The organism is Marinobacter sp. UBA3607 (assembly GCF_002375525.1).
GTDB lineage: Bacteria > Pseudomonadota > Gammaproteobacteria > Pseudomonadales > Oleiphilaceae > Marinobacter > Marinobacter vinifirmus.
Map to the genome: position 1 here is coordinate 17,393 of NZ_DFLY01000023.1, position 22,614 is coordinate 40,006.

The window sequence follows — 22,614 nt, forward strand, 5'->3', positions numbered from 1 at the left end:
TCGGATTCTTGTTTTCGCTTGATAGTCGGTTAGTTAACGGCCGCTGACGATGGACCTTGCCGCCGCCCGGGCGGTCATGATGCAGCCGGGCAGGAAGGTGCCTTCCAGTGATCGTTTACCATTGGCGCCACCACCACCAAAGCCTGCGGCTTCGCCTACACAGTAAAGCCCGCTGACCGGCTGGCCGCTGGCGTCCAGCACCCGGCTTTGCAGGTCGGTACGAAGGCCGCCCAGGCTTTTTCGGGTGGTCAGCTGCATGTGGATGGCAATAAACGGCCCCGCGCCGGGTTTCTGCAACGGCGCCGGTTTGCAGGTGCGCAGCTTGTCTGGTCCCCACTGGCGGGCATGCAGGATTTTGCGGATTTGCGGGTCGTTATTCAGCTGGCTGCCCTTGCTGAAATTGGCGTCGAAGGCATCGGCGGTGGCTTTCAGGGTGGTGGGGTTGATGTCCAGCGAGCTGGTGAGCGCGTTCATTTTCTCTGCCAGTCCTTCCAGGGTGTCGTCCACCAGGAAGTGGGGGCTTTCGTGGGCCATCTGGTTGACCAGCGGTTTGTTGCCCAACAGCAGTTCTTTCAGGAACAGCGGGAACTGCTTGTCGCGTATGCGGGCGTTGTGCTCGGCGCCGGAGATGGCAAATTCTTTCAGGGCAATGCGCCGGTTCAGCAGGTGCCAGGTCCAGGGCTTTTCCTGCTCCGCTACGCGCTGGCACAGCCAGTGGGTGTCGAAACCGGTTACCAGGGGCTCCGGCCCGATGCGCTCACCACGATGGTTCAGCCACAGGGCGGATTTGCACGGAATGGTCGACAGACCGTGGCCGGGAAAGTGCGGGTAGGGGTGGGGAAAGCCTGCTGCGTAGTTCCACATTTCGCCGGCGTGGGTAATTTTTGCGTCCAGGTGGTCTTCGGCCCAGTGGTGCAGCTTGCCGTCGGCAAAGGGGTGGGCGCCATTGAGCAGGGTGGCCGGTTGTGGCCGGTCTTTGGGCCAGTTGGCCCGGCATTCGGCATGGCTGCCGTTGATGCCACCCATGGCCAGTACCACGGTGGGTGCGCTCAGCCGGACTTCCTCGCCAGTGGATTCCTTGATGGCGACGGCGCCGCTGATGTTGCCCGCCTGTTGCTCCAGGGCCGTTACCTTGTGGCCGTGCAGGATGGTCAGGCCATGTTGGGTGTCGGCGTTGTGCAGGGCATTGATCATGCGGCGGGTCAGTTCCCGGGACGTGCCCCAGACTATGTGGTAGCGGGGTACGGAGTTGCCGTCACCAAACCGGCCGCGTTCTACCCAGTTGACCGCCGGCATGAATTTCAGGCCTTCGTCGATCAGCCAGTCGTGCACCTCGGCGCGGGAGTTTTCCACGTAATAGCGGGCCCACTGCATGGGCCACTCGTCGGTCGGGTCCAGCTCTCCGAAGCTTATCCAGTCTTGCAGGGCCCGCTCCGGGGAATCGGCAATTTTCATGCGCCGTTGCAGGGGGGTGTCGATCAGCGCCATGCCGCCAAAGGCCCAGAGTGCAAGCCCGCCAAGGCGCTCCGGGGTGTCCCGGTCGACAATGGTCACGGTTTTGCCGGCCCGCAGGGCTTCCAGGGCGGTGACAATGCCGGCCAGGCCGCCTCCGGCAATTACGATGTCTGAGGCTATGTGTCTGGCCATTAACGCTATCCCCTTTGTTTTTTGGTGTTTTTATAGCAGAGACAATATACCGCAAGACAGGATTCTGAATTGACCTTCGAGGCCAACATGGTTGGCCTCGAATGCCATGATCAGAGGTTGGCTTCGGCGAACTCCGCCAGTACCGAGCGCGGTACGCCCTGAAGGTGGATGTGGCCGCCATGGCGGAAGCCCTTGAAGCGTTCGGTCATGTAGGTCAGGCCGGAGCTCAGGGGGCTCAGGTACGGGGTGTCGATCTGCGCCAGGTTACCCAGGCAGATCACCTTGGAGCCGTTACCGGCCCGGGTGATGATGGTCTTGATCTGGTGCGGGGTCAGGTTCTGGGATTCATCAATGATGATCAGGCTGTGCTGGAAGCTGCGGCCCCGGATGTAGTTCATGGATTTGAAGTGCAGGGGCACCTTGCTGAGGATGTAATCCACGCTGGCAGTCATGTTCTCGTCGTCTTCATGCAGGGCTTCAAGGTTGTCCACGATGGCGCCCAGCCAGGGCTCCATTTTTTCCGCCTCGGTGCCCGGCAAAAAGCCGATATCTTCGTCCAGTCCCTGGGTAGATCGGGTGGCGATGATGCGCTTGTAGAGCTTGCTGGCCACAGTCATTTCAATGCAGGCTGCCAGGGCCAGGATGGTTTTACCGGAGCCGGCAGAACCGGTCAGGTTCACCAGGTGGATATCCGGGTCCAGCAGCAGGTGCAGGGCCATGGCCTGGTAGATGTCCCTGGGTACCAGGCCCCAGACTTCTTCGTTCATCAGGTCGTGCTGGTGCAGGTCTTTGATCACCAGCTGGTCGTCCGAGATATCCACCACCTGGCCGATAAAGCCCCGCTCATCAATCACGAATTCGTTGATGTTCAGCCTGGCCAGTTCGCCTTCCCGTTTGAGCAGGTGTTCGGTCACCCCTTCCCGCTGCACGGTTTCCACCTTGGCGATGTTGTCCCAGAAGGAATTCGGAAATTCTTTGTAGCCCCTGGGCAGCAGGTCGATGTCATCCAGCAGCTGGTCGTTGTGGTAGTCCTGGGCTTCTACGCCAAAGCCCCGGGCTTTCAGCCGCATGTTGATGTCTTTGCTGACCAGGATGATGTCGCGGGATTTGTGCCGGGCCTGCAGGGCCGCCAGGGTGTTGATGATCTTGTTGTCGTTCAGGTGTTCGGGTAGCGAATGGGTGCCGGCACCCTCGGTACTCATGATGATCGACAGGCTACCCAGTGGGTCCGCTTTTTTGCCGCGCAGAATGGGTACGCCTTTTTCAATGTCCTTCGGGCTGGCATCGCCCAGCAGTTTGTCGATGTTGCGAATGGCCTGGCGGCAGTCGGCGGCAACGGTCTGTTTGCCGGACTTCAGGCTGTCGAGTTCTTCGAGGACGGTCATCGGAATGATGACATCGTGTTCTTCAAAGTTCAGGAGGGCATTCGGATCGTGGATCAGGACATTGGTGTCGAGGACGTACATTTTCTTGCGAGCTTGCGGTGCTCTGGGCATAGGGTGAGTTACCTCTCTGGTGGCTCAGTCGTTCTCGGCGCAGCGCCGGCTCAGTTCCTGGTTGGAAACCAGCTTCAGCATGTCGTAGGTAGTAATGATGCCGGTGATTTTTGAATCCCGGGTGACAAAGATCCGGTGCAGGTGTTCGCGCATCATGATGTTGGCAATGTCTCGCACCGGGGTGTCCTCGTCAACCGAGAGTACGATCGGTGTCATGATATCCCGCACTTCTACCGGTACCTTGCCCATTTCCTCGAAAATAACCATGCGCAGGCGCCTGGCTTCTTTCTGTTCTTCTTCGGTGAGCTTGGGCTGGTCTCCGGAGCGGGCAGCATTCCAGCGGAATTCGGTGATGTCTTTGAGGGTGGCAATGCCGATGATATCGCCGTTGTCATCGGTTACCGGGCTGCCGGTAATTTCGTTATCGGTGAGGAATCGGGCCAGCCTGTCCATGGTCCAGTGGTGGGGGACGGCTTTGATGGTGGGGGTCATGATCTCATGGGCGAGAACAGTCATTGGCAGGCGTCTTCCATTTGCGGTGCTTTTGCTGAAGCTTAGTCGTTCCGTGGCCCGCAGTCACCCCTGTTTGTGCGCCGGTTAGCGGTTGTCAGGCACAACGCCTTGCAGGTTGCCGTCTTCGGCCCATTCCAGCCGGTAGCCCTGATACTTGTCAGACTGAGCCACTGCTTCCAGCGCCTGCATGGACTTGACGGGGATATCCACCAGGAGGTTGTTCACCAGCCAGCCGGGCAGGGAGCCGTTGGGCTCGGTGTGCTGTACCCACACCAGGTGGGTGCGCTCGCCCCGGGGCGTGAACTGGTAGAGGGTATTGGATACGTCAACCCGAACCCGGCTGCTGTACTCTGCCCGCATGCCCGGGGTGGCGTTCAGGTCCATGATGACCTGGCCGGTGTCGGCATCGCCCCGGGTGCGGATGCGCAGAACATAGTCCCGGTCGGTTACCGGCCAGGGCATGTCGTTTACCGAGTAGGCGTAGCGGTCGTGGAAATCTCCCTGGCCGAAGGCATAGGATTCTGAGCAGTTGAGCACCCATTCCTCGCAGGATTCCGGGTTGATCATGACCGCCATCAGGTTTTCGACAGAGGCGTCCAGTTCGGCGACGGCTTTGAAGGCCTGGAAGCCGGAACCGGGCTGGTCCATTGTGTAGATGCGGATGTTGTCGACTTCTTTCTGCAGGGCCCATTGCGCGGCGTCGATGGCCGGCAGGTTACCCGTTTCGGCGCCTGTGGCGGGGGCGGACAGGACAATGCCGGTAACAAGGCCGGCCAGACTGATCAAGGAGGCCCTGAAGCCAAGGGCTCTGGTAAACAGCATAAGCTACACTTTGATGAGGAAGTTGGCGGCAGTCTATCACGGAGCCCTGGCGGCCTTTGGTGCCGGAACAAGGGTTTGTGAACCAGGTAACTTACTGAATCGCCCGAGGGCGCAATTGGCCTGATCTGACGGAAAATATGACAAAACAAACACTGATCGATGCAAAGGGGCGGTTCACCCCCGGGGTCCTGGACCAGCCGGTGGAAACCATCAATTACCTGGATTACGACCTGCGTACGGTGATGGACAAGCCGCGGTCCCGGCTGGCAAAGCGCTGGCGGTTCAACCAGTTCCAGTTTGTCAGTGCCATGGCGCCGGGCTGGGTGTTCGGCATGGCGATTGTGGACCTGAAGCTGCTGGGCAGCGGGTTTTTCTACCTGTTCGATTTCGAGAGCGGGCAGATGTTCGAACAATCGTTCATGCAGCCGTTGGCCCGGCACACCGTGATCGAGCCATTCCCGGAACATGGCGCGTCCCGCTTTCGCAAGGGCGAGGTGAGCCTGTCCATCGAGCCGACGGAGGGTGGCCGCAAGGTACAAGTGACAGCACCGGGAACAATCCGGGTAGACCTGACGTTGCAGGATACCGACCAGCCCCTGCGGCTGGTGTGCCCGGCTGGTTACAACGGCTGGGTGTTTACCCGGAAATCCGCCGGGCTGGCGGTGGAAGGGGAGGTACGCTGGGGCGGGCAGGCGTGGCGTTGTGACGAGCAAACCCGGGCGTCCATCGACTGGAGTTGTGGCTTTATGCGCCGGGAAACCGCCTGGAACTGGGCCTGCCTGGCCGGTGTGGCCGAAGATGGCACGTCCATCGGCCTGAACCTGGCCGCTGGGGTGAACGAAACCGGTATGACAGAAAACGCCCTGTGGCTGGATGGCCAGTGTATCAAGCTGGGGGCGGCCCGCTTTGTGTTCGACCGGTACCGGGCCGGTAGTGAATGGCGGGTAACCACCGGGGACGGCCGGGTAGACCTGGCCTTTGAGCCGGCTGGCGTGCGCAAGGAGCGGTTGAATGCCTGGGTGCTGGCGTCCAACTTCCGGCAGTTTGCCGGCACCTTTAGCGGTACGGTGACAGATGAAGCGGGCAAAAAAATCCCCGTAGCCGGGCTACGGGGATTGGTGGAAGATCACTTCGCCCGCTGGTAACGCGGGCGCCGCCGTTATTTTTCCGGCAGGGTGACGTTCAGTTCCAGTACCGAACAGCTTTCGTTACGGTCCACATCTACCTGGACCATGTCGTCGCTGATCTGCACGTATTTGCGAATCACATCCAGCAGTTCCTGCTGCAGCTGTGGCAGGTAATCCGGCATGTCGCGCTGGCCCCGTTCGTGGGCCACGATGATCTGCAGGCGTTCCTTGGCCACGCTCGCGGTGTTGTTCTTCTTGCTTCTGAAGTAATCCAGAAAACTCATCCCTTAGCCCCCCTTGAACATCCGTGAGAAGAAACCCTTTTTCTGGGCCGTCATGAAGCGGTGCTCCCGGTCTTCACCCAGCAGCCGCGCTACCGCGTCGTCATAGGCCTGGCCGGCATCGCTGTTTTCTTCCAGGATCACCGGAAGGCCCTGGTTGGAGGCGTTCAGTACCACCTGGCTTTCCGGGATAACGCCCAGCAGGGGGATGGCCAGGATTTCTTCAACATCTTTTACAGACAGCATTTCGCCACGGTCTACCCGGTCCGGGTTGTAGCGGGTCAGCAGCAGGTGTTCTTTCACCGGGTCCTGGCCCATTTCGGCGCGGCGGGACTTGCTCTGCAGAATGCCCAGAATGCGGTCAGAATCCCGCACCGAGGACACTTCCGGGTTGGTAACCACGATGGCCTCATCGGCATAGTACAGGGCCATCTGGGCTCCGTGCTCGATGCCGGCCGGGGAGTCGCACACGATGTAGTCGAAAGTCTGCGACAGCTCGTTGATGACCTTCTCTACGCCTTCCCGGGTGAGGGCTTCTTTTTCACGGGTCTGGGAAGCCGGCAGGATGTACAGGGTTTCTACCCGCTTGTCCTTGATCAGCGCCTGGTTCAGGGAGGCTTCGCCCTGGATCACGTTTACGAAGTCGTAAACCACCCGGCGCTCGCAGTTCATGATCAGGTCGAGGTTACGCAGGCCCACATCGAAGTCGATGACGACGGTCTTGTGGCCGCGCTTGGCAAGGCCGGTGCTGATTGAAGCGCTGGTGGTGGTTTTACCAACGCCGCCTTTTCCTGAGGTAACGACAATGATTCTAGCCAAGGTTCAATTCCTGTTTCGCAGTGGATTCGTCATGTCTTCATATGTTGTTTTTGGCTGTCACAACATCAGGCCTTGTCCAGTGGCGTTACCACCAGCAGGTCGTCCCTGAGCTGGATCTGCACAGCGCTTTTCCAGCCATTGTCCTGAAGATCTTCGGAGATTTTATAGTGTCCGGCGATGGACACAAGCTCCGCTTCAAGTGACTGGCAGAATACCCGGGCGCTCTCGGCACCGTGGATACCGGCCAGTGCCCGCCCGCGCAGGGGGCCGTACACGTGAATATTGCCTGCGGCCAGTACTTCGGCACCTGCCTGCACCGGCGCCAGGATAATCAGGTCTCCCTCCGGGGCATACACCTGCTGGCCGGAACGCACCGGCTGGCTGATGATGCGGGCCGGGGCCGGTTCTGCGGTTGACAGCGCAGCGGCCGGCGTTTCAGCCACCGGGGCCTCTTCGGCCGCAGCTTCCGGTTCCGGGGCTGCCGTTTGTGGCTTTTCGCGTACCGTACCGCCTGGCAGCAGGGCCAGGGAAGCGCCCCGGGCCAGTCGGCGCTGGTCTTCATTGCCGGCACGAACGCCAATCACGTGGATGTTGTGGCGGCGACAGGTGCCGATGATCTTGAAGAAATCCAGTTCGCTGTCCAGGCCTTCGTATTTCTCCAGGCTGATGATCAGCGGGATGTCTTTGAAGAAACCCGGTGCCTGGCTGATCTTGTCCCGCAGGTTGGCTTCGAACTCATCGTTGTCGAAGTAGTAAAGCTCCAGGGCCGTCAGTGAGACGTTTGCGCTTTTCAGCTGGAAACTCTGTTTTACCCCGGAGGTGGCGGTATCGCTCATGAATAGCAGTCTTCCCTGGTGTTTTACGAGTTGGTTTCGTTTCTCGGGCGCAATGGCTGGCCGTCAAAGCGGATTCCGGACCAGCCGGTGCTGATGAACTGGCGGATGTTGCCGTGGCTGTCGCCGGCCGGGTCGCCCAGTACCTGCTGGTAGTGCTGGGCAAACAGCTGCAGGGTATCGGATTCGTTCAGGTTGCAGTACTGGCCCAGGGCAAACACCCGGCAGGAACCGGCGTTCTCGCCGGCCTCGTTACGCAGCGGACCGTTGTTGAAACCGGTGGGCTGGAACTCGAAGTGCTGGTCGATCAGTGCCAGGGTATCGTCAAAACTGGCGTGGCCGCCCTGCAGGGAGGCCAGGTGAATGCGAACGGCTTCAGCAGCGTTCATTATTTGTGGTCCTGTTTCGGGCCGATCTGGTACTTCGCTTTCCAGTCTTCGTAAGGCATGCCGTAGATTTCTTCGCGGGCGGCGGGGTCTGTGATCTCGAACCCGCGTTCGGCGGCTTCGGCGCGGTACCACTTGGACAGGCAGTTGCGGCAGAAGCCGGACAGGTTCATCAGGTCGATGTTCTGTACGTCGGTGCGCTCGCGCAGGTGCGCAACCAGGCGGCGGAAGGCGGCCGCTTCGATTTCAGTGCGATCGTTCTCGGGGATGGGATTAGTCATGGAGCCTCACAGTGATGTACCGGGTTATGTTCTGGGTTTCCTGACATTCTCGGCATGTTACCGTAAGATACAAGGCTGTATAAACGTACAGATTGTTAACGTGAGCCTGCCTGTATGGCCCAGCGCAAGATCATCCATGTAGATTGCGACTGTTTTTACGCCGCTGTCGAGATGCGTGACGACCCGTCTTTGCGGGACGTTCCGCTGGCTGTGGGCGGCGCCGGCGGCCGTGTTGTGGTGACTACCTGCAACTATAAGGCCCGGGCTTTTGGCGTGCGCTCGGCCATGCCGGGCAGCGAAGCCCGGCGCCTGTGCCCCGGGCTGGTGATGGTGCCACCGGACCTGGGCAAGTACCGGGCGGTTTCCCAGCAGGTGATGGCCATTCTTCGTGATATGACCGACCTGGTGGAGCCGCTGTCGCTGGATGAAGCCTTCCTGGATGTCTCCGACATTAGCGACCATAAAGGCAGTGCCACCCTGATGGCCCGGCACCTGCGGGAGCGGGTGAAGCGGGAGGTGGGCATCACCATTTCCGCCGGTGTGGCACCAAACAAGTTCCTGGCCAAAATTGCCAGCGACTGGCGCAAGCCCGACGGCCTGTTTGTGATCACACCGGAGGAGGTGCAGGCGTTTGTAGAGGCGCTGCCGGTGGAAAAACTGTTTGGTGTGGGCCAGGTGACGGCGGGCAAGTTGCACGCGCTGGGGGTCGAAACCTGTGGTGATATGCAGGCTTTAGGCGCCGATGTGCTGATCGAGAAATTCGGCAAACAGGGCTACCGGCTGTTCGAAATGGCCCATGGCCGGGATGAGCGCCCGGTGGTGGTGTCGCGGGTGGCGAAATCGGTCAGCGTAGAGCGCACCTTTTCCCAGGATTTGCCGGGCAAGGAGGCCTGTGAATCGGTGATGCCGGCGCTGGTGGCCGATCTCAACCTGCGCCTGGCCCGCAAGGGCCGGGACAAACCCATTCACAAACTGTTCGTGAAAATCCGTTACAGCGATTTTTCGACTCACACCCTGGAGCGGGTGCGGGATACGGTGGCGGAACCGGCTCCGGAGGATTACCAGCCGTTACTGGATGAGCTGGTCAGCAACCGGGATCGGCCGGTGCGGTTGATGGGGGTAGGGGTGCGTTTTCGGAACGACGAAGCGCCGGTTACCCAGTTGCGACTGTTTGACTGAGCTGCAGCAGATCGCCGAACAGCTGTACCGAAGTCCAGCCCATCAGGCCGCCAATCAGGGCGCCGGCCGCCACGTCACTCGGATAGTGCAGCCCCAGTACCACCCGGGAGGCGGCTACAGACAGGGTAAACGGCAGGATGGCCCAGGCCAGCGCCGGCAGGGTGGCAAACAGCATGGCCTGGAAACACACCGCGTGCAGGGTGTGGCCCGACGGGAAGCTGTAGCGATCCAGTGGGGGTGTAGCGCAGTTGATGGCCGGGAAAGAAATAAATGGCCGCTCGCGGATCAGCCAGTGCTTGAGGCCTTTATAGCTAATGGTGCAGGTCAGCCCGGTAAACGCCATCAGTACAGCGATGTTCTGGCCGTGGGCCGGTGCCATAAAGGGAATAGAGAGAATCAGTGCGTACCAGAACCAGCCATCACCCAGCCGGCTGACCAGCTGGAAGTAGCCTTTTACCGGCCGGAAACGAATGGTGCGGTTGATAGACTGGCACAGGGCGTATTCACGCTGGTCTGCCAGTTCAAAGAGTCTGGATGCTTTGCTTGTTGACGCCATGGTATCGGGCCTGTGCAGGTTGGTTGAGTACCAGTTGTTCGAATTGTTCTATCTGGCTGTGCCAGCTCAGCTCCAGTGCGTCCAGCCGGGCCTGGGCCCGGATCCGTTGCAGCAGGCTGGGTTGGTCTGCCAGTCGCAGGGCGTTGTTGATAAAGCTTTCGTCTTCGGTGAGCGGCGCTTTCAGGCCGTTCTCCTCGTGCCGGATGTGTTCCGCCGCAGCGGCATCGTCAAACGCCACTACCGCCAGGCCGCTGGCCATGGCTTCCAGCACCACGTTGCCGAAGGTGTCGGTTTTGCTGGGGAACAGGAACAGGTCGCCGGAGGCATAGTGCCGGGCCAGGTCGTCGCCTTGCCGGGTACCACAGAAAATGTAGTCCGGGTGTCGCTCTTCCAGCTGACGCCGCAGTGGCCCATCGCCCACCAGGATAAACCGGGCGTTGGCATGCAGGCCTTTGATGCGCTCGAAGCAGGCCACGGCTTTGCGGATGTTTTTTTCCAGTGCCAGGCGCCCCACATAGAGCACGGCTTTGTCGTTTTCGCCCAGGCCCCAGCCCTTGCGCAGGCCTTCATCACGCTTGTGGGGAGTAAAACGCTGACAATCCACACCCCGGGCCCACAGGCCGGCGTTGGTGATGCCCATGCTGCGGGTAACCGCCTGCATTTTCCGGGTTGGCACCAGGGTCAGGGCCGTGCGGTTATGGAACCAGCGGCCGTAGGCGCACAGCAGGCGTTCCAGTGCGCCCACGCCGTAGTAGCGGGAGTAGCTGTGAAAGTTGGTGTGGAAGCCGGAGATGACGGGGATCTGCAGTTTTCGTGCGGCAGACACCGCGGCAATCCCGAGGGGCCCCTGGGTTGCCACGTAAACGGCATCCGGCCGGCGGTTCTGCCACAAATTCTTCAGGGTGGCGGGGCGGGACAGGCCGAACTGCAGGTCTTTGTAGCCGGGCAGGGGCAGGCCGGAAACAATCAGCTGCCGGGAACACAGGCCGTCGCCGTTACAGTCGAACAGGCCTTTGTCTTCCCGGCGCTGGCCAGGGCGAACCACCGTAACCACATGCCCACGCTGCACCAGCCCCTGGCACAGGTGTTTCATGGTGTTGGCCACGCCATTGATTTCCGGCGGAAACGTCTCGGAAACAATGGTAATGTGGTGCGCGCGCCGGTCAGTTGGCGGGAGTTCTGTCACGGCTTGTCCTGAAGGTTTTTCTGTCATGCCTCCACTATGGAAACCGGCCATGACAGTAATGCGACAGCCCTGTGACAATCCCTTTACGTATTGTGGTTACTGATCTCTCATGCAAACGAGGAGAATTCATGCAAACGCGAAAACTTGGAAATACCGACATCGATGTCAGTCTGATTTGCCTGGGCACCATGACCTGGGGCGAACAGAATACCGAGCAGGAAGCGTTTGAGCAGCTGGACTACGCCACCGGCGCCGGCATCAACTTTATCGACGCCGCCGAGATGTACCCGGTGCCGCCCCGGGCTGAAACCCAGGGCCTGACCGAAACCTACCTGGGCAACTGGCTGGCCAGCCGGGGCAAGCGGGATGACCTGGTGATTGCCAGCAAGGTGGCAGGCCCCGGCAATGGCCTGGGTTACCTGCGTGGCGGCCCCAGGCTGACCCGGGATCACATCCGTGAAGCCTGCGAAAGCAGCTTGAAGCGCCTGCAAACGGATTATATCGATTTGTACCAGGTGCACTGGCCGGATCGCAGCGCCAATTTCTTCGGCAAGCTGGGTTATGTGCGCAACCCCAGTGAAACCATGACGCCGATCGAGGAAACCCTGGGTGCCCTGGACGAGCTGGTCAAAGAGGGCAAAATACGCCACGTGGGCCTGTCGAACGAGACGCCCTGGGGCACCATGGAATACCTGCGGCTGTCACGCGAGAATGGCTGGCCCCGGGTGGTGTCCATCCAGAACCCGTACAGCCTGCTGAACCGTTCGTTCGAATCCGGACTGGCGGAGTTTGCCCACCGTGAAGGCACCGGGCTGCTGGCGTATTCGCCGCTGGCCTTCGGCATGCTTACCGGCAAGTACCTGGGTGGCAAGTGGCCGGAAAAGGCGCGGCTGACCCTGTATGAGCGTTTCAGCCGGTACACCGGAGAGCATGCTGCCGACGCCACCCGGGCCTATTGCGAACTGGCGCACCAGAATGGCCTGTCGCCAGCGCAGATGGCGCTGGCCTGGGTAAACAGCCGGGAGTTTGTTACCAGCAATATCATCGGCGCCACCAGCATGGAGCAGCTGAAGGAGAACATCGGTTCTGCCGAGATTAACCTGAGCCAGGATCTGGTCGCTGCGATTGAGGCGATCCACGCCGAGTTCACCTACCCCTGCCCGTGATCAGTGCTGCCCGGGTAACCGGGCAAATGTTACAGAATGCAAAATAACTGATCATTTCTTGACAAAAAAGTGCCGTAAATGCGCCAGATTGCTGGCGCATTTGTGTGCAAATTCACATCAATTTCGTGGATAATCACTAGACTTTCGTACAGTAGCCTTTCGGCCAATTTAACGAACCCGGGTCTGTTGTGTTGTCATGATTATCCGCCTGTTTCTGATTCTTCTGGTGCTCAACCTGGTTGCCTTCGCGGTACGCGCAGAGGCGGCAGAACCGGTTTTATCCGAGCCCATGCTGTCGGAACGCATGATGGCCGAGCGTGATGGTGCCATGTCGCCCGAAGATATCTACGAATTCCAGGAATGGATGTCTGGGGATGTTGAAGAAGACCGCAGTGATGCCTTTGCAGCCATTGGCTCCAGGCTTCTGAGCCTCGGCCTTGTGCGCTCCCGCAATTCCGGTAAATCCTACGCATCTGACGGTGCCCAGGCTGACCACGGTATTGCCCTGCTCAATGAAGGTGCGTGCCTGAACCTGCGCTGGAATTTCTGATCCCCTTTTTTGCCCCTCCTTTCTGCCGTTTCTCCTGATCTGACGCATTGTCAGCCTCGTTTGCTCGTGTGATCATCACGACTGTTGAGATTCTCATCGAACGAGGAGCCGGAAATGGCCGAGCAGAACGGAATCTATTCCGATAACGCAAATGACTGTGTAGACCGCGTGATCGAGCGGGTAGGCAAGCGGATTACCCTCGGGTTGCCGCTCGGGCTGGGCAAGCCGGTGCGCTTTGTGAACGCCCTCTACCAGCGCGCCAAGGACGACCCGGAAATCCAGTTGCACATTGTCACCGCTTTGTCCCTGCTTGCGCCGGAAGGCAGCTCCTCCCTTGAAAAACGCTTTATGGGCCCGTTTGCACGGCGGCTTTACGGCAACATTCCCGAGCTGGCCTACGCCCGGGATGTGACCAACAACCGGTTGCCGGCAAACGTGACCGTGTCTGAATTCTTCTTCAAGGCCGGCAGTTACCTGAATAACCGGGACCAGCAGCGCAATTACGTATGCACCAACTACACCCATGCGGTGCGTGACCTGATGGCCCAGGGCATCAACGTGATCGGCCAGTTGATGTCGCCGGGCGCCGAACACGACAGGCCCGGCGAGTTGAGCTTCAGCTGTAACCCGGACCTGACGCTGGATATCCTGCCTTTGATGCGGGAGCGGGAAGCGCAGGGCACCCCGGTGGCCATCGTGGGCGAAGTAAACAGCAACCTGCCCTGGTTCGGCCACGACGCGGCGGTGCCCGAGAACCAGTTCGATGTGGTGCTGGCAGATTCCAGAACCGATTATCCCCTGTTTTCAGCACCCCAGATGGCGGTCAGTCCCGCCGACCATATGATCGGCTTTTACGCCAGCACATTGCTTAAAGATGGTGGCACGCTTCAGGTGGGCATCGGTTCCCTGGGGGCCGCGCTGGTGCACAATGCCATTCTGCGCCACCACAGCAATGACGCCTGGCAGGCGGTGTACAAACACCTGAACGTGGCGGAAGAGTTCCCGGTGGCCAGCGAGTCTGGCGGTACCGGCCGCTTTGACGAGGGACTGTACGGCTGCAGCGAAATGATGGTGGACGGCTTTCTGTACCTGATGCAGGAAGGCATCCTGGAGCGGGAGGTGTTCGACGACGCCCGCCTGCAGGAGCTGATCAATCAGGGCGATATCAGCGGGCAGCCTTCGCTGGATATGCTGGATGCACTGCTCAAGGAAGGGCTGATCGAGTCACCCCTTCGGGCCCGGGACCTGCAGTGGCTGATCCGCTACGGGGTGATCCGAGCCGGTGTCGAGTTGCGCGGCGGGCGACTGGTCCTGGATGAACAGCTATCGGTTCAGGCCGACCTGGCCGATGCGGAAACCCGGCAGGCAGTGGCAGAGCATGCCCTGGGGGACAAACTGGCGGGCGGCATTGTCATGCACGGCGGTTTCTATGTGGGCCCGGAGAAGTTCTACCAGGCCCTGAGGGAATTGCCCCCGGAGCAGCGGGACCGCGTATGCATGACCAGCGTGAACTATATCAACCACCTGTATGACCACCGCTTCGGTAACCAGCGGCTGAAGGCCGCCCAGCGGGTTCACAGCCGGTTTATCAATTCCGCGATGATGTACACACTGAACGGCGCGGCGGTGTCTGACGGCCTGGCCGATGGCCGCGTGGTCAGCGGTGTGGGTGGCCAGTACAACTTTGTCTCCATGGCCCATGAGCTGCCGGGTGCCCGGTCTATCCTGGCCCTGCGGGCAACCCGTGTATCCCGCGGCGAAACCGTTACCAACATCGTCTATAACTACGCCCACTGCACCATTCCCCGGCACCTCCGGGACATTGTGATCACCGAATACGGCATTGCTGACCTGAGGGGCCAGAGCGACGAGCAGGTGATGCTGCGGCTGATCCGCATTGCAGATGCCCGTTTCCAGGAAGGGCTGCTGAAACAGGCCAAGCAGGCCGGCAAGGTGCGGGCTGACTTCAAGATACCGGCACACTGGAAAGACAACACGCCGGCGGCCGTGCGTAACGCCATGAATGCGGCGGGTGAGGGCGACTGGTTCCCGGCCTTCCCGTTCGGCCGGGATTTCACCGACGAAGAACTGACACTGGGGAAAGCCCTTAAGGGGCTGAAGGCCGCAACCGGCTCCCGTCGTGGTAAACTCGCCACCCTCTGGCAGGCCCTGCGGGCCGAGGATGAGGAAGGTCGCTACCAGGCGCTGCTTGAGCGCATGGGGCTGCAGCGGCCCTCCGGGTTGCGGGAAAAGCTGGACCGCAAGCTGGTCATCCACGGCCTTGAACGCCTGGAAACTCCGACACCGACAGGAAAGCCGAAAAACTGATGCAAGCACAAACCCCGCAAGAAAAGCCGGAAGTCTTTACCGTCCACTATGTGCTGAAAAACCGCATTGGCGAACTGGTGGATACCTCGGAAGGCAGCGAGCCGCTGCACTTTCTTTATGGTTCGCCAGAGATTATCGAAGGTATCCAGGAAGCGGTGAAAGACCGCAAGGTGGGAGACTGCCTGGAAGTGACGATTCCGCCGGAGATGGCCTACGGTGAATACCGGGACGAACTGGTACGCAAGGTGCCCCGCTCGCTGTTCGAAGGGGTGGAAAACCTGGATGTGGGTATGCGCTTCCAGACCAATTCCGGTGACGAAGCCCAGGTGGTCCAGGTGGTCGCGATTGACGGCAACCTGGTGAAGGTTGACGCCAACCACCCGTTGGCAGGATTCACCCTGTATTTTGACCTGGAAATCGTCGGTCGCCGCGAGGCTACGGAAGACGAGATAGCCCAGGGCCGGCCGCTGTTCTGACCGGCAGCGGTTCGCAGGTATCGAATTCGCCGGAATGAATCCGCTTCAGGCCGGCGCTGATCTCGTGGTGGATATGACGGCTAAGTTCGTTCACCGGCTGGTCTGCCGTGACCGGCGGGTGAAACACGATCTCGATGCAGGTTGGCGGCTGGCTGAGCAGGCGTACCAGGTGCCGCTGGAAGCTGTCGTCACCTACGAAGGGCGCAACCGGGTCTGGCCGCTGGTTACGCCGGTAACCGATGGTGACCGGCTGAACAGGAACCCCGGCGTCCCGCGCCGCAGTCAGCAATAACCCGTGCATCGGCAATACCGCAAGCCCGGAACTGGTGGTGCCTTCCGGGAACACCAGGACCGATTCCCCCGCCTGCAGGTGCTCCACCATTGTTTTCTTTATTCTCCGTGCCTGGCCGCCACCGCGTTTGATAAACAGGGTGCCGGCCTGCCGGGCCAGCCAGCCGATCACCGGCCAGTTGCCAACTTCAGCCTTCGACAGAAACCGCAACGGGGTGAGGCTGCCGAGTGCCGGAATGTCTGACCAGCTGATGTGATTGGCTACGTACAGGGCATTGCCGGAGGTTGGCTGGCCGTGTACCTGTACCTGCCAGCCCAGGCACCGGCAAGCCTGCCGGAAACAGAAAGTGGCCCAGGCATTCTTGTCTGTGGGCTGCTTTCTGACCCGGTCGGCCGCTAACAAAGCCAGGGTCAGCACACAGGTGCCGCACAGAAACACGGCAAAGGCTAGCAACCGGGTGACCAGTCGTATCCCGCTCATCGCAGCTCAGGCCGGTTTGCGCAGGAAGTGCCGGCTGTAGCGGCCGGCCAGGTTGCTGACTTCCAGCAGTACCAGTACATCCGCACAACGGAACTCCGGGTCCCAGCAAGGCTCGCCGCAGACCTTGGCGCCCAGGCGCATATAGGCTCGGATGAGCGCGGGGATGTCTTCGGTTTTGTGGGTTTCCGGATGGGTCAGGTGGGGTAGGGGGCGCAGCGGAGTAACCCGGCACTCAGGCGCAGATAAATACTGCTGCTGCAGGTGTTGGGCAATGCGCCAGGCCCGGCCGCCACCGTCCGCCATGCTGATGCTGGCACAGCCGATCAGGTAGTCGACCTGTCTTTCGGTGAGGTACTCGGCAATGGCCGCCCACAACAAGGTTATGGTGCCGCCATTGCGGTAATCCGGGTGCACACAGGTGCGGCCCAGCTCGGCCATGGTGCCGGGCAACTGGCCCAGGGCGGCCAGGTCAAACTCTCCGGCCGAGTAGAATCCGCCGATGGCAGCGGCGTTCTGCTGGTGCAGGATTCGGGTGGTGGCAACGGGTTCGCCGGTGTCTTCGTCCGTGACGATCAGGTGATCACACACAGCGTCGTAGGCATCGGCATCCAGCCCCGGAACCGTGGCGCCCAGGTCGCTGCCGTATTCCTCGGAAAACACCCGGTAACGCAGGCGCTGGGCGGCCTCTATCTGGTCCGGGCTGCGGGTCAGGCTGATTTTCAGGTTGCGGCCGCGGCGTGGTTGCGTGCGTGCAGTTTGTGCGGTCATGGCGTTGCCTCATTGTTTCTTGTTCAGGTCAAGGCTATGAACCGCGTATGACAGGCCGGTGACTTACCGGTGACGTGTCTGTGACAGCCGCAGGGGTGTGGCAAAAAGAGGAACTGTGTCACAAGCTGTAACCCCTTGCCGGTTCCATGTATATTTCTGAATAGCATGTATAATTGCTGTAACTGAACGTTGCCTGTATTGTCAGGGGCTGTAACCCCGAACAACGGTCACATAACAACAGAGATGGGTGGCGTGGAGCAGACAAACGAGAGTTGGCGAATCCTGATCGTAGAGGATGACGAGCGGCTGGCGGATCTTACCCGCGAGTACCTTGAGAGCAATGGCCTGACGGTCTCTCTGGAAACCCACGGTGGCGCCGCCGTTGAACGTATCCGCAATGAGCAGCCGGATCTTGTGGTTCTGGACCTGATGCTGCCCGGAGCAGATGGCCTGTCGATCTGCCGGCGGGTTCGGCCTTACTATTCCGGCCCGATCATCATGCTGACTGCCCGCACTGACGACCTTGACCAGGTTCTGGGCCTTGAAATGGGCGCTGATGACTACATCGGCAAGCCCGTTCAGCCCCGGGTTCTGCTGGCCCGGATCCGCGCCATGCTGCGCCGGGTAGAGAACACCCCGATGGCGGCTGAGGAAAACTCCGGCGAAGAACCTGTGCGTTTGCAGTTCAATGACCTGGTGGTGGACCGCTCCATGCGCGAAGCCTGGCTGAACGAACAGAGCATTGACCTGACCAGTGCCGAGTTCGACCTGCTGTGGCTGCTGGCCAGCAATGCCGGCCGGGTACTGAGCCGGGAAGAGATTTTCACCGCATTGCGCGGCATTGAATACGACGGCCAGGACCGCTCCATTGACGTTCGCGTGTCCCGCATTCGCCCGAAGATCGGTGATGACCCGATACACCCGCGCCGTATCAAGACTGTGCGCAGCAAAGGCTATCTGTTCGTCAAAGAAGCCTGATCGCCCCAGGCGCCGCCCGTTCGGGGCGGTGCCGGTTACCAGGGTTTGTTTCCATGTCCCTGAAGTTCTTCTTGAAAATCTACGCCCGACTGCTGGCCATTACCGCTGCAGTGCTGGTGCTGTGTGTGCTGTTGTTCAACGGCATCAATTCCGTGCGGGGCCAGTACTGGCATGAGCAGGCCGTCGAGCCGCTGATGCGCTGGCTGGCGGCGGTTCCTGACCCGGCCCGGCAATACCACTGGATGCCTTCGCTGTTCGGCCTGCACACGCTGCTTCCAGAACAGTTGCAAGACGCCCCGGTTCTGGCTGAGCGCCTGGCCTATGGTCAGGTGGTCGCGGAGCCGGCGGGCACCGGCTACCGGTTCTTTGTGCGTGCCGGCGACGGCAGCATTCTCAGCCTGTCGCTTGAGCAGACCTACCCTGAACTTACCCGTGCGCTGGCCCTGCTGGTGCGCTGGCACCTGGATACGGCTAATCCGCACCAGCTGAACCATATTGCCGAAGAGCTGGGGCAATCGCTGAATGTGTCTATCAGCCCGTTGCAGTCGGAAGATCAGTTACCGGACCAGGCGGTGTTGCAGGACCTGGGCGACCGCGGCTTTTCGGTGTTCCATGAGGGGCGCCGTGCCAGTGTGCTGCTCCGGTTGTCGGAGGGCGACCTGGTGCGAATGACCATGCCGGCGCCGTTCAATCCCTGGGGCTGGCCAATGCTGGTGCTGCTGGCTGCGGTGATTGGTGGTGTGCTGGCTCTGGGCCTGTATCTGGGATTACGTTTTGTGGATGGTCGCCTGCGCAAGGTCGAGGCGGTGGCCGTGCGTATTGCCCGGGGCGAGATGGGCGCCCGGGTGGAATCCGAGGCCGGTACGCTGGTGTCCCGCCTGGCCTCTTCGTTTAACGGCATGGCAGAACATATCCAGCGCCTGGTGCAGGTGCAGCGAGAAATGATCCACGCGGTCTCCCACGAGCTGAGAACGCCGGTAGCACGCATTCGCTTCGGTGTGCAGATGATCGAATCGGCAAGCTCCCCCGAGACCATGGAAAAGCAGTTGTCCGGTATCGACGGTGATATCCAGGAGCTGGATGAGCTGATTGACGAGATTCTCACCTATGCCCGGCTGGAGCAGGGTGGGCCGGTGTTCAGCCTGCGGGAAGGCTCGGTTACCGATATTGCCCGGCAGGTGGTGGAGGAACAACGGCAGATCCGCGAAGGCATCAACATTGAGTGCCGTATTGATAAGGCTTCTGAACGCTGGGCGCTGGCCGACATGGAACCCCGCTATATCCACCGGGCCATCCAGAACCTGGTTGGCAATGCTGCCCGCTACGCCGACAGCCGCGTGGTGGTGAACTGCCAGCTGGATGAAAATACCTGCCGCATCGATGTAGAAGACGATGGCCCCGGCATTCCCGAACAGGATTGGGAGAAAGTCTTCACCGCCTTTGCCCGCCTGGATGACAGCCGTACCCGAACTTCCGGCGGTTATGGCCTGGGCTTGTCGATTGTTCGCCGCATACTTTACTGGCATGGCGGGCAGGCGTTTCTGGGCCGTAGCGACGAGCTGGGCGGAGCCCGGTTCAGCCTGGTCTGGCCCCGTCGGAAGCCGGTGGACTCAGTTTTGTGAACCAGTGCTCGCGGCCTCACCAGATGTAACAAACCTCTACAGAACCGCTACTGAACCCGTGGGGCGGCTGGTCAATAATCGAAAACGTAAGGGATGACTTTTGAGGTTGTAGTTCTTACGAACTTTCCTTGTTTCATTCGTCATTTGAGGGCCGGTTTTTTCCGGCCCTTTTTTTTGCTTCCGGTTTTTGTCCCTTGTATCTGTTCCCCTCCACACAGCCTCGGCTGGTAGAATCTCCTGAAAACAACAGGAGAGTTCGATGTCCCGTTATCTCTTAGCCATTGATCAGGGCACCACCAGTTCCAGAGCGATTGTCTTTAACGAAACCGGTAACCAGGTTGCCGTGGCCCAGCAGGAATTCCATCAATACTTTCCGAAAGATGGCTGGGTAGAACACGATGCCCGGGAAATCTGGGACAGCACGCTGACAGTTTGCCGCGGGGCGCTGGACAAAGCAGGCCTGCAGGCGTCAGACCTGGCGGGAATCGGCATTACCAATCAGCGGGAAACCACCATCATCTGGGACCGGGCGACCGGAGAGCCGATCCATCACGCCATTGTCTGGCAGGACCGTCGCACGGCCTCTCTGTGCACCAAGTTGCGAGCCGACGGCTACGAATCGCTGGTGGTGGACCGCACCGGATTGCTGATAGACCCTTACTTCTCTGCCACCAAGATTGCCTGGCTGCTGGATAACGTGGAAGGTGCCCGGCAACGGGCAGAGGCAGGCGAGCTGGCGTTCGGTACGGTCGACAGCTGGCTTTTATGGAACCTGACCCGGGGCGAAGCCCACCGCACAGATGCCACCAACGCTTCCCGAACGGCCCTGTTCAATATCCACACCCAGGATTGGGATGACGAGCTCCTGAAGCTGTTCCGGGTGCCTGCTGCGTTGATGCCCGAAGTGCTCGACAGCGCGGATGACTATGGCCAGACCGCCGAGGAATGGCTGGGGGCAGCGGTACCGGTTGCCGGCATTGCCGGTGACCAGCATGCCGCCCTGATTGGCCAGGCCTGTTTTGAACCCGGCATGGCCAAGAGCACCTATGGCACTGGCTGCTTTCTGATGCTCAATACCGGTGACAAGGCCCTGCGCTCGGAAAACCGCCTGCTGACCACCATGGCATACCGGCTCAACGGCAAGCCCTGCTACGCCATTGAAGGCAGTATCTTTGTGGCCGGTGCTGCCATGCAGTGGTTGCGGGACGGTTTACAGCTGATTGCCCATGCCAGCGAATCTACCAGCCACGCCGAGGCTGTGGGCGCCGACAACGCGGTGTACCTGGTGCCAGCCTTCACCGGGCTGGGTGCGCCCCATTGGGATCCGAATGCCCGCGGCGCCATTCTGGGTCTGACCCGGGATACCGGCATTGCAGAAATCGTGACCGCCGGCCTGCAATCGGTCTGTTACCAGACCAAGGATCTTGTGCGGGCTATCCGTAACGACGGTGCCCGGCTGGAGTCCTTGCGGGTGGACGGTGGCATGGCGGTGAACGACTGGGTTATGCAGTTCCTGGCCGACATCCTGAATGTACCAGTAGACCGGCCCAGGGTGACCGAAACCACGGCACTGGGGGCGGCTTACCTGGCCGGATTACAAACCGGTGTGTTCGAGAACCTGGAGCAGATTACCGGAATGTGGGAATGCGAGCGCCAGTTCCGGCCGGATATGAAACCGGCTTTGAGGGAATCCCTCTACGCCGGTTGGCTGGATGCTGTGGAGCGGGTGTGTAATAACTGAGCGCGACCGACTCAGGCGGTGCGCTCGAAGGCGATCAGGTGGTCGGCCTCGACCCGCACCGGCACCTGCTCGCCGATGTGGAAGTCCAGGTGGCTGCGGAACAGGGCTTCAAATTCGGTGTCTTCCGAGCACCGGAAGCGGTACAGGGTAGAGGTACCGGCAAAGGTCTTTTCCACCACTTTGGGCTTGAGGTCGGAGTGTTCATCGTAAACGATGTCGTCGGGCCGGATCAGCACGTCTACCAGGGTTCCCTCTTGCCACTTGTAGGCACGGTTACCATGAATAATGCCCAGTTCGGATTCGATGGTATCCGGCCCCAGGGCCTTGCCGGGGATGAAGCCGCCCTGGCCGATAAAGCTGGCCACAAAGCGGTTGGAGGGTTCATGGTACAGGTTGTAGGGCACGTCCCACTGCTGGATCTGTCCGCTTTGCAGCACGGCAATCTGGTCACACATGGCAAAGGCTTCCTGCTGGTCGTGGGTGACCAGGATGGCGCTGATGCCCAGTGTTTTCAGGATTTCCCGCACGTCCAGGCTCAGCCTGCGGCGCAGGTCGGTGTCCAGGTTGGAGAACGGCTCATCCAGCAGGATCAGGGTAGGTTCCGGCGCCAGGGCCCGGGCCAGGGCTACCCGTTGCTGCTGGCCGCCTGACAACTGGTGCGGGTAGCTGTCGGCCAGGTCCTGCAGGTGCACCAGGTTCAACAGTTCCATGACCTTCTGGCGGCGCTCGGGCTTTTTCAGGTCTTTCAGGCCAAAGCCGACGTTATCGGCAATGGTCAGGTGCGGGAACAGGGCATAGTCCTGGAAGACCATGCCGATCTTGCGCTTTTCCGGCGCCAGCGTGCGCCCGGGCAGGCTGATGGCCTGGCCCTGCAGCTGGATCTCGCCATGGCTGATGGGCAGAAAACCGGCCAGGGCCCGGAGAATGGTGCTTTTGCCGCAACCGCTGGGGCCAAGCAGGCAACCGATATCGCCGTGGCTGAGGGCAAAGCTGACGTCCCGCACCACGGAATCGCCGCCGTAACCACAGGACAGGTTGTTCACTTCCAGTAACCAGCCGGAAGCCGGTGCCGGTGTATTGACCATGG

Annotated in this window: 23 protein-coding genes; 9 read left to right on the top strand and 14 right to left on the bottom strand. The window is 60.5% G+C overall.

What is annotated here, in order from left to right; genetic code table 11:
- Positions 1-33 precede the first annotated feature (33 nt).
- From B2589_RS08125 to B2589_RS08140, 4 genes are all read right to left on the bottom strand, one after another.
- Positions 34-1,647, bottom strand: a complete 1,614-nt coding sequence (locus B2589_RS08125; RefSeq protein WP_286816210.1) for an FAD-dependent oxidoreductase — start codon at positions 1,645-1,647, stop codon at positions 34-36.
- A 110-nt stretch (positions 1,648-1,757) separates the two neighbouring features.
- On the bottom strand, positions 1,758-3,143 hold the full coding sequence (locus B2589_RS08130) for a PhoH family protein (RefSeq protein ID WP_206768803.1): 1,386 nt from the start codon (positions 3,141-3,143) through the stop codon (positions 1,758-1,760).
- Between the two features lie 24 nt (positions 3,144-3,167).
- Positions 3,168-3,659, bottom strand: a complete 492-nt coding sequence (locus B2589_RS08135; RefSeq protein WP_286816211.1) for an HPP family protein — start codon at positions 3,657-3,659, stop codon at positions 3,168-3,170.
- Positions 3,660-3,740: 81 nt separating this feature from the next.
- Positions 3,741-4,478, bottom strand: coding sequence for an START domain-containing protein (locus B2589_RS08140; protein ID WP_286816212.1), 738 nt, complete (start codon positions 4,476-4,478; stop codon positions 3,741-3,743).
- A gap of 137 nt (positions 4,479-4,615) precedes the next feature.
- On the opposite strand from B2589_RS08140, the gene B2589_RS08145 reads away from it, so the two are divergent.
- The gene (locus B2589_RS08145) at positions 4,616-5,623 is read left to right on the top strand and encodes a DUF2804 domain-containing protein (protein ID WP_286816213.1); all 1,008 of its coding nucleotides are present in this window, start codon (positions 4,616-4,618) and stop codon (positions 5,621-5,623) included.
- 14 nt (positions 5,624-5,637) lie between these two features.
- Here B2589_RS08145 and minE read toward each other — a convergent pair whose 3' ends face one another.
- The 5 genes from minE to B2589_RS08170 form a co-directional block, all read right to left on the bottom strand.
- Positions 5,638-5,889 (bottom strand): cell division topological specificity factor MinE, encoded by a 252-nt coding sequence (gene minE, locus B2589_RS08150; protein WP_094624645.1) that lies wholly within the window; start codon positions 5,887-5,889, stop codon positions 5,638-5,640.
- A 3-nt stretch (positions 5,890-5,892) separates the two neighbouring features.
- Positions 5,893-6,705 carry a septum site-determining protein MinD gene (gene minD, locus B2589_RS08155; RefSeq protein WP_094624646.1) on the bottom strand — a complete coding sequence of 271 codons (813 nt, stop codon included), beginning with the start codon at positions 6,703-6,705 and terminating at the stop codon, positions 5,893-5,895.
- Between the two features lie 65 nt (positions 6,706-6,770).
- On the bottom strand, positions 6,771-7,541 hold the full coding sequence (gene minC, locus B2589_RS08160; RefSeq protein WP_094624647.1) for a septum site-determining protein MinC: 771 nt from the start codon (positions 7,539-7,541) through the stop codon (positions 6,771-6,773).
- 23 nt (positions 7,542-7,564) lie between these two features.
- A complete protein-coding gene (locus B2589_RS08165) occupies positions 7,565-7,927 on the bottom strand; it encodes a HopJ type III effector protein (RefSeq protein WP_286816214.1) in 363 nt (120 codons plus the stop codon).
- Positions 7,927-8,205, bottom strand: coding sequence for a DUF1244 domain-containing protein (locus B2589_RS08170; RefSeq protein WP_058340325.1), 279 nt, complete (start codon positions 8,203-8,205; stop codon positions 7,927-7,929). Before B2589_RS08170 ends, B2589_RS08165 begins: the two co-directional genes overlap by 1 nt.
- 114 nt (positions 8,206-8,319) lie before the next feature.
- On the opposite strand from B2589_RS08170, the gene dinB reads away from it, so the two are divergent.
- A complete protein-coding gene (gene dinB, locus B2589_RS08175; protein WP_286816215.1) occupies positions 8,320-9,384 on the top strand; it encodes a DNA polymerase IV in 1,065 nt (354 codons plus the stop codon).
- Here the strand turns inward: dinB and B2589_RS08180 are convergent.
- On the bottom strand, positions 9,359-9,940 hold the full coding sequence (locus B2589_RS08180; RefSeq protein ID WP_286816216.1) for a phosphatase PAP2 family protein: 582 nt from the start codon (positions 9,938-9,940) through the stop codon (positions 9,359-9,361). The genes dinB and B2589_RS08180 overlap by 26 nt on opposite strands.
- On the bottom strand, positions 9,906-11,153 hold the full coding sequence (locus B2589_RS08185) for a glycosyltransferase family 4 protein (RefSeq protein WP_286816217.1): 1,248 nt from the start codon (positions 11,151-11,153) through the stop codon (positions 9,906-9,908). Before B2589_RS08185 ends, B2589_RS08180 begins: the two co-directional genes overlap by 35 nt.
- Before the next feature lie 101 nt (positions 11,154-11,254).
- Between B2589_RS08185 and B2589_RS08190 the strand changes: the two genes are divergently transcribed.
- The 4 genes from B2589_RS08190 to B2589_RS08205 all read left to right on the top strand — a co-directional run bounded on the left by B2589_RS08190 (position 11,255) and on the right by B2589_RS08205 (position 15,646).
- Positions 11,255-12,292 (top strand): NADP(H)-dependent aldo-keto reductase, encoded by a 1,038-nt coding sequence (locus B2589_RS08190; protein WP_058340322.1) that lies wholly within the window; start codon positions 11,255-11,257, stop codon positions 12,290-12,292.
- A 196-nt stretch (positions 12,293-12,488) separates the two neighbouring features.
- Positions 12,489-12,842 carry a hypothetical protein gene (locus tag B2589_RS08195; protein ID WP_058340321.1) on the top strand — a complete coding sequence of 118 codons (354 nt, stop codon included), beginning with the start codon at positions 12,489-12,491 and terminating at the stop codon, positions 12,840-12,842.
- 114 nt (positions 12,843-12,956) lie between these two features.
- Positions 12,957-15,170 carry an acetyl-CoA hydrolase/transferase C-terminal domain-containing protein gene (locus tag B2589_RS08200; RefSeq protein ID WP_286816218.1) on the top strand — a complete coding sequence of 738 codons (2,214 nt, stop codon included), beginning with the start codon at positions 12,957-12,959 and terminating at the stop codon, positions 15,168-15,170.
- Positions 15,170-15,646, top strand: coding sequence for an FKBP-type peptidyl-prolyl cis-trans isomerase (locus B2589_RS08205; RefSeq protein ID WP_058340319.1), 477 nt, complete (start codon positions 15,170-15,172; stop codon positions 15,644-15,646). The genes B2589_RS08200 and B2589_RS08205 overlap by 1 nt, the downstream gene beginning before the upstream one ends.
- Here the strand turns inward: B2589_RS08205 and B2589_RS08210 are convergent.
- Together B2589_RS08210 and B2589_RS08215 are read right to left on the bottom strand one after the other, a co-directional pair.
- Positions 15,606-16,418, bottom strand: a complete 813-nt coding sequence (locus tag B2589_RS08210) for a lysophospholipid acyltransferase family protein (RefSeq protein ID WP_286816219.1) — start codon at positions 16,416-16,418, stop codon at positions 15,606-15,608. The two genes, B2589_RS08205 and B2589_RS08210, sit on opposite strands and share 41 nt — an antisense overlap.
- A 6-nt stretch (positions 16,419-16,424) precedes the next feature.
- Entirely contained in the window at positions 16,425-17,186 is a 762-nt protein-coding gene (locus B2589_RS08215) for a GNAT family N-acetyltransferase (RefSeq protein ID WP_286816220.1), read from the bottom strand.
- A 243-nt stretch (positions 17,187-17,429) separates the two neighbouring features.
- On the opposite strand from B2589_RS08215, the gene B2589_RS08220 reads away from it, so the two are divergent.
- The 3 genes from B2589_RS08220 to glpK all read left to right on the top strand — a co-directional run bounded on the left by B2589_RS08220 (position 17,430) and on the right by glpK (position 21,527).
- Positions 17,430-18,164, top strand: coding sequence for a response regulator (locus tag B2589_RS08220; protein ID WP_286816313.1), 735 nt, complete (start codon positions 17,430-17,432; stop codon positions 18,162-18,164).
- Positions 18,165-18,217: 53 nt separating this feature from the next.
- A complete protein-coding gene (locus B2589_RS08225) occupies positions 18,218-19,786 on the top strand; it encodes an ATP-binding protein (protein ID WP_286816221.1) in 1,569 nt (522 codons plus the stop codon).
- Positions 19,787-20,045: 259 nt separating this feature from the next.
- Positions 20,046-21,527 (top strand): glycerol kinase GlpK, encoded by a 1,482-nt coding sequence (glpK, locus tag B2589_RS08230; RefSeq protein WP_286816222.1) that lies wholly within the window; start codon positions 20,046-20,048, stop codon positions 21,525-21,527.
- A gap of 11 nt (positions 21,528-21,538) precedes the next feature.
- Here glpK and B2589_RS08235 read toward each other — a convergent pair whose 3' ends face one another.
- A complete protein-coding gene (locus B2589_RS08235) occupies positions 21,539-22,612 on the bottom strand; it encodes an ABC transporter ATP-binding protein (protein WP_286816223.1) in 1,074 nt (357 codons plus the stop codon).
- Between the last annotated feature and the right edge of the window lie 2 nt (positions 22,613-22,614).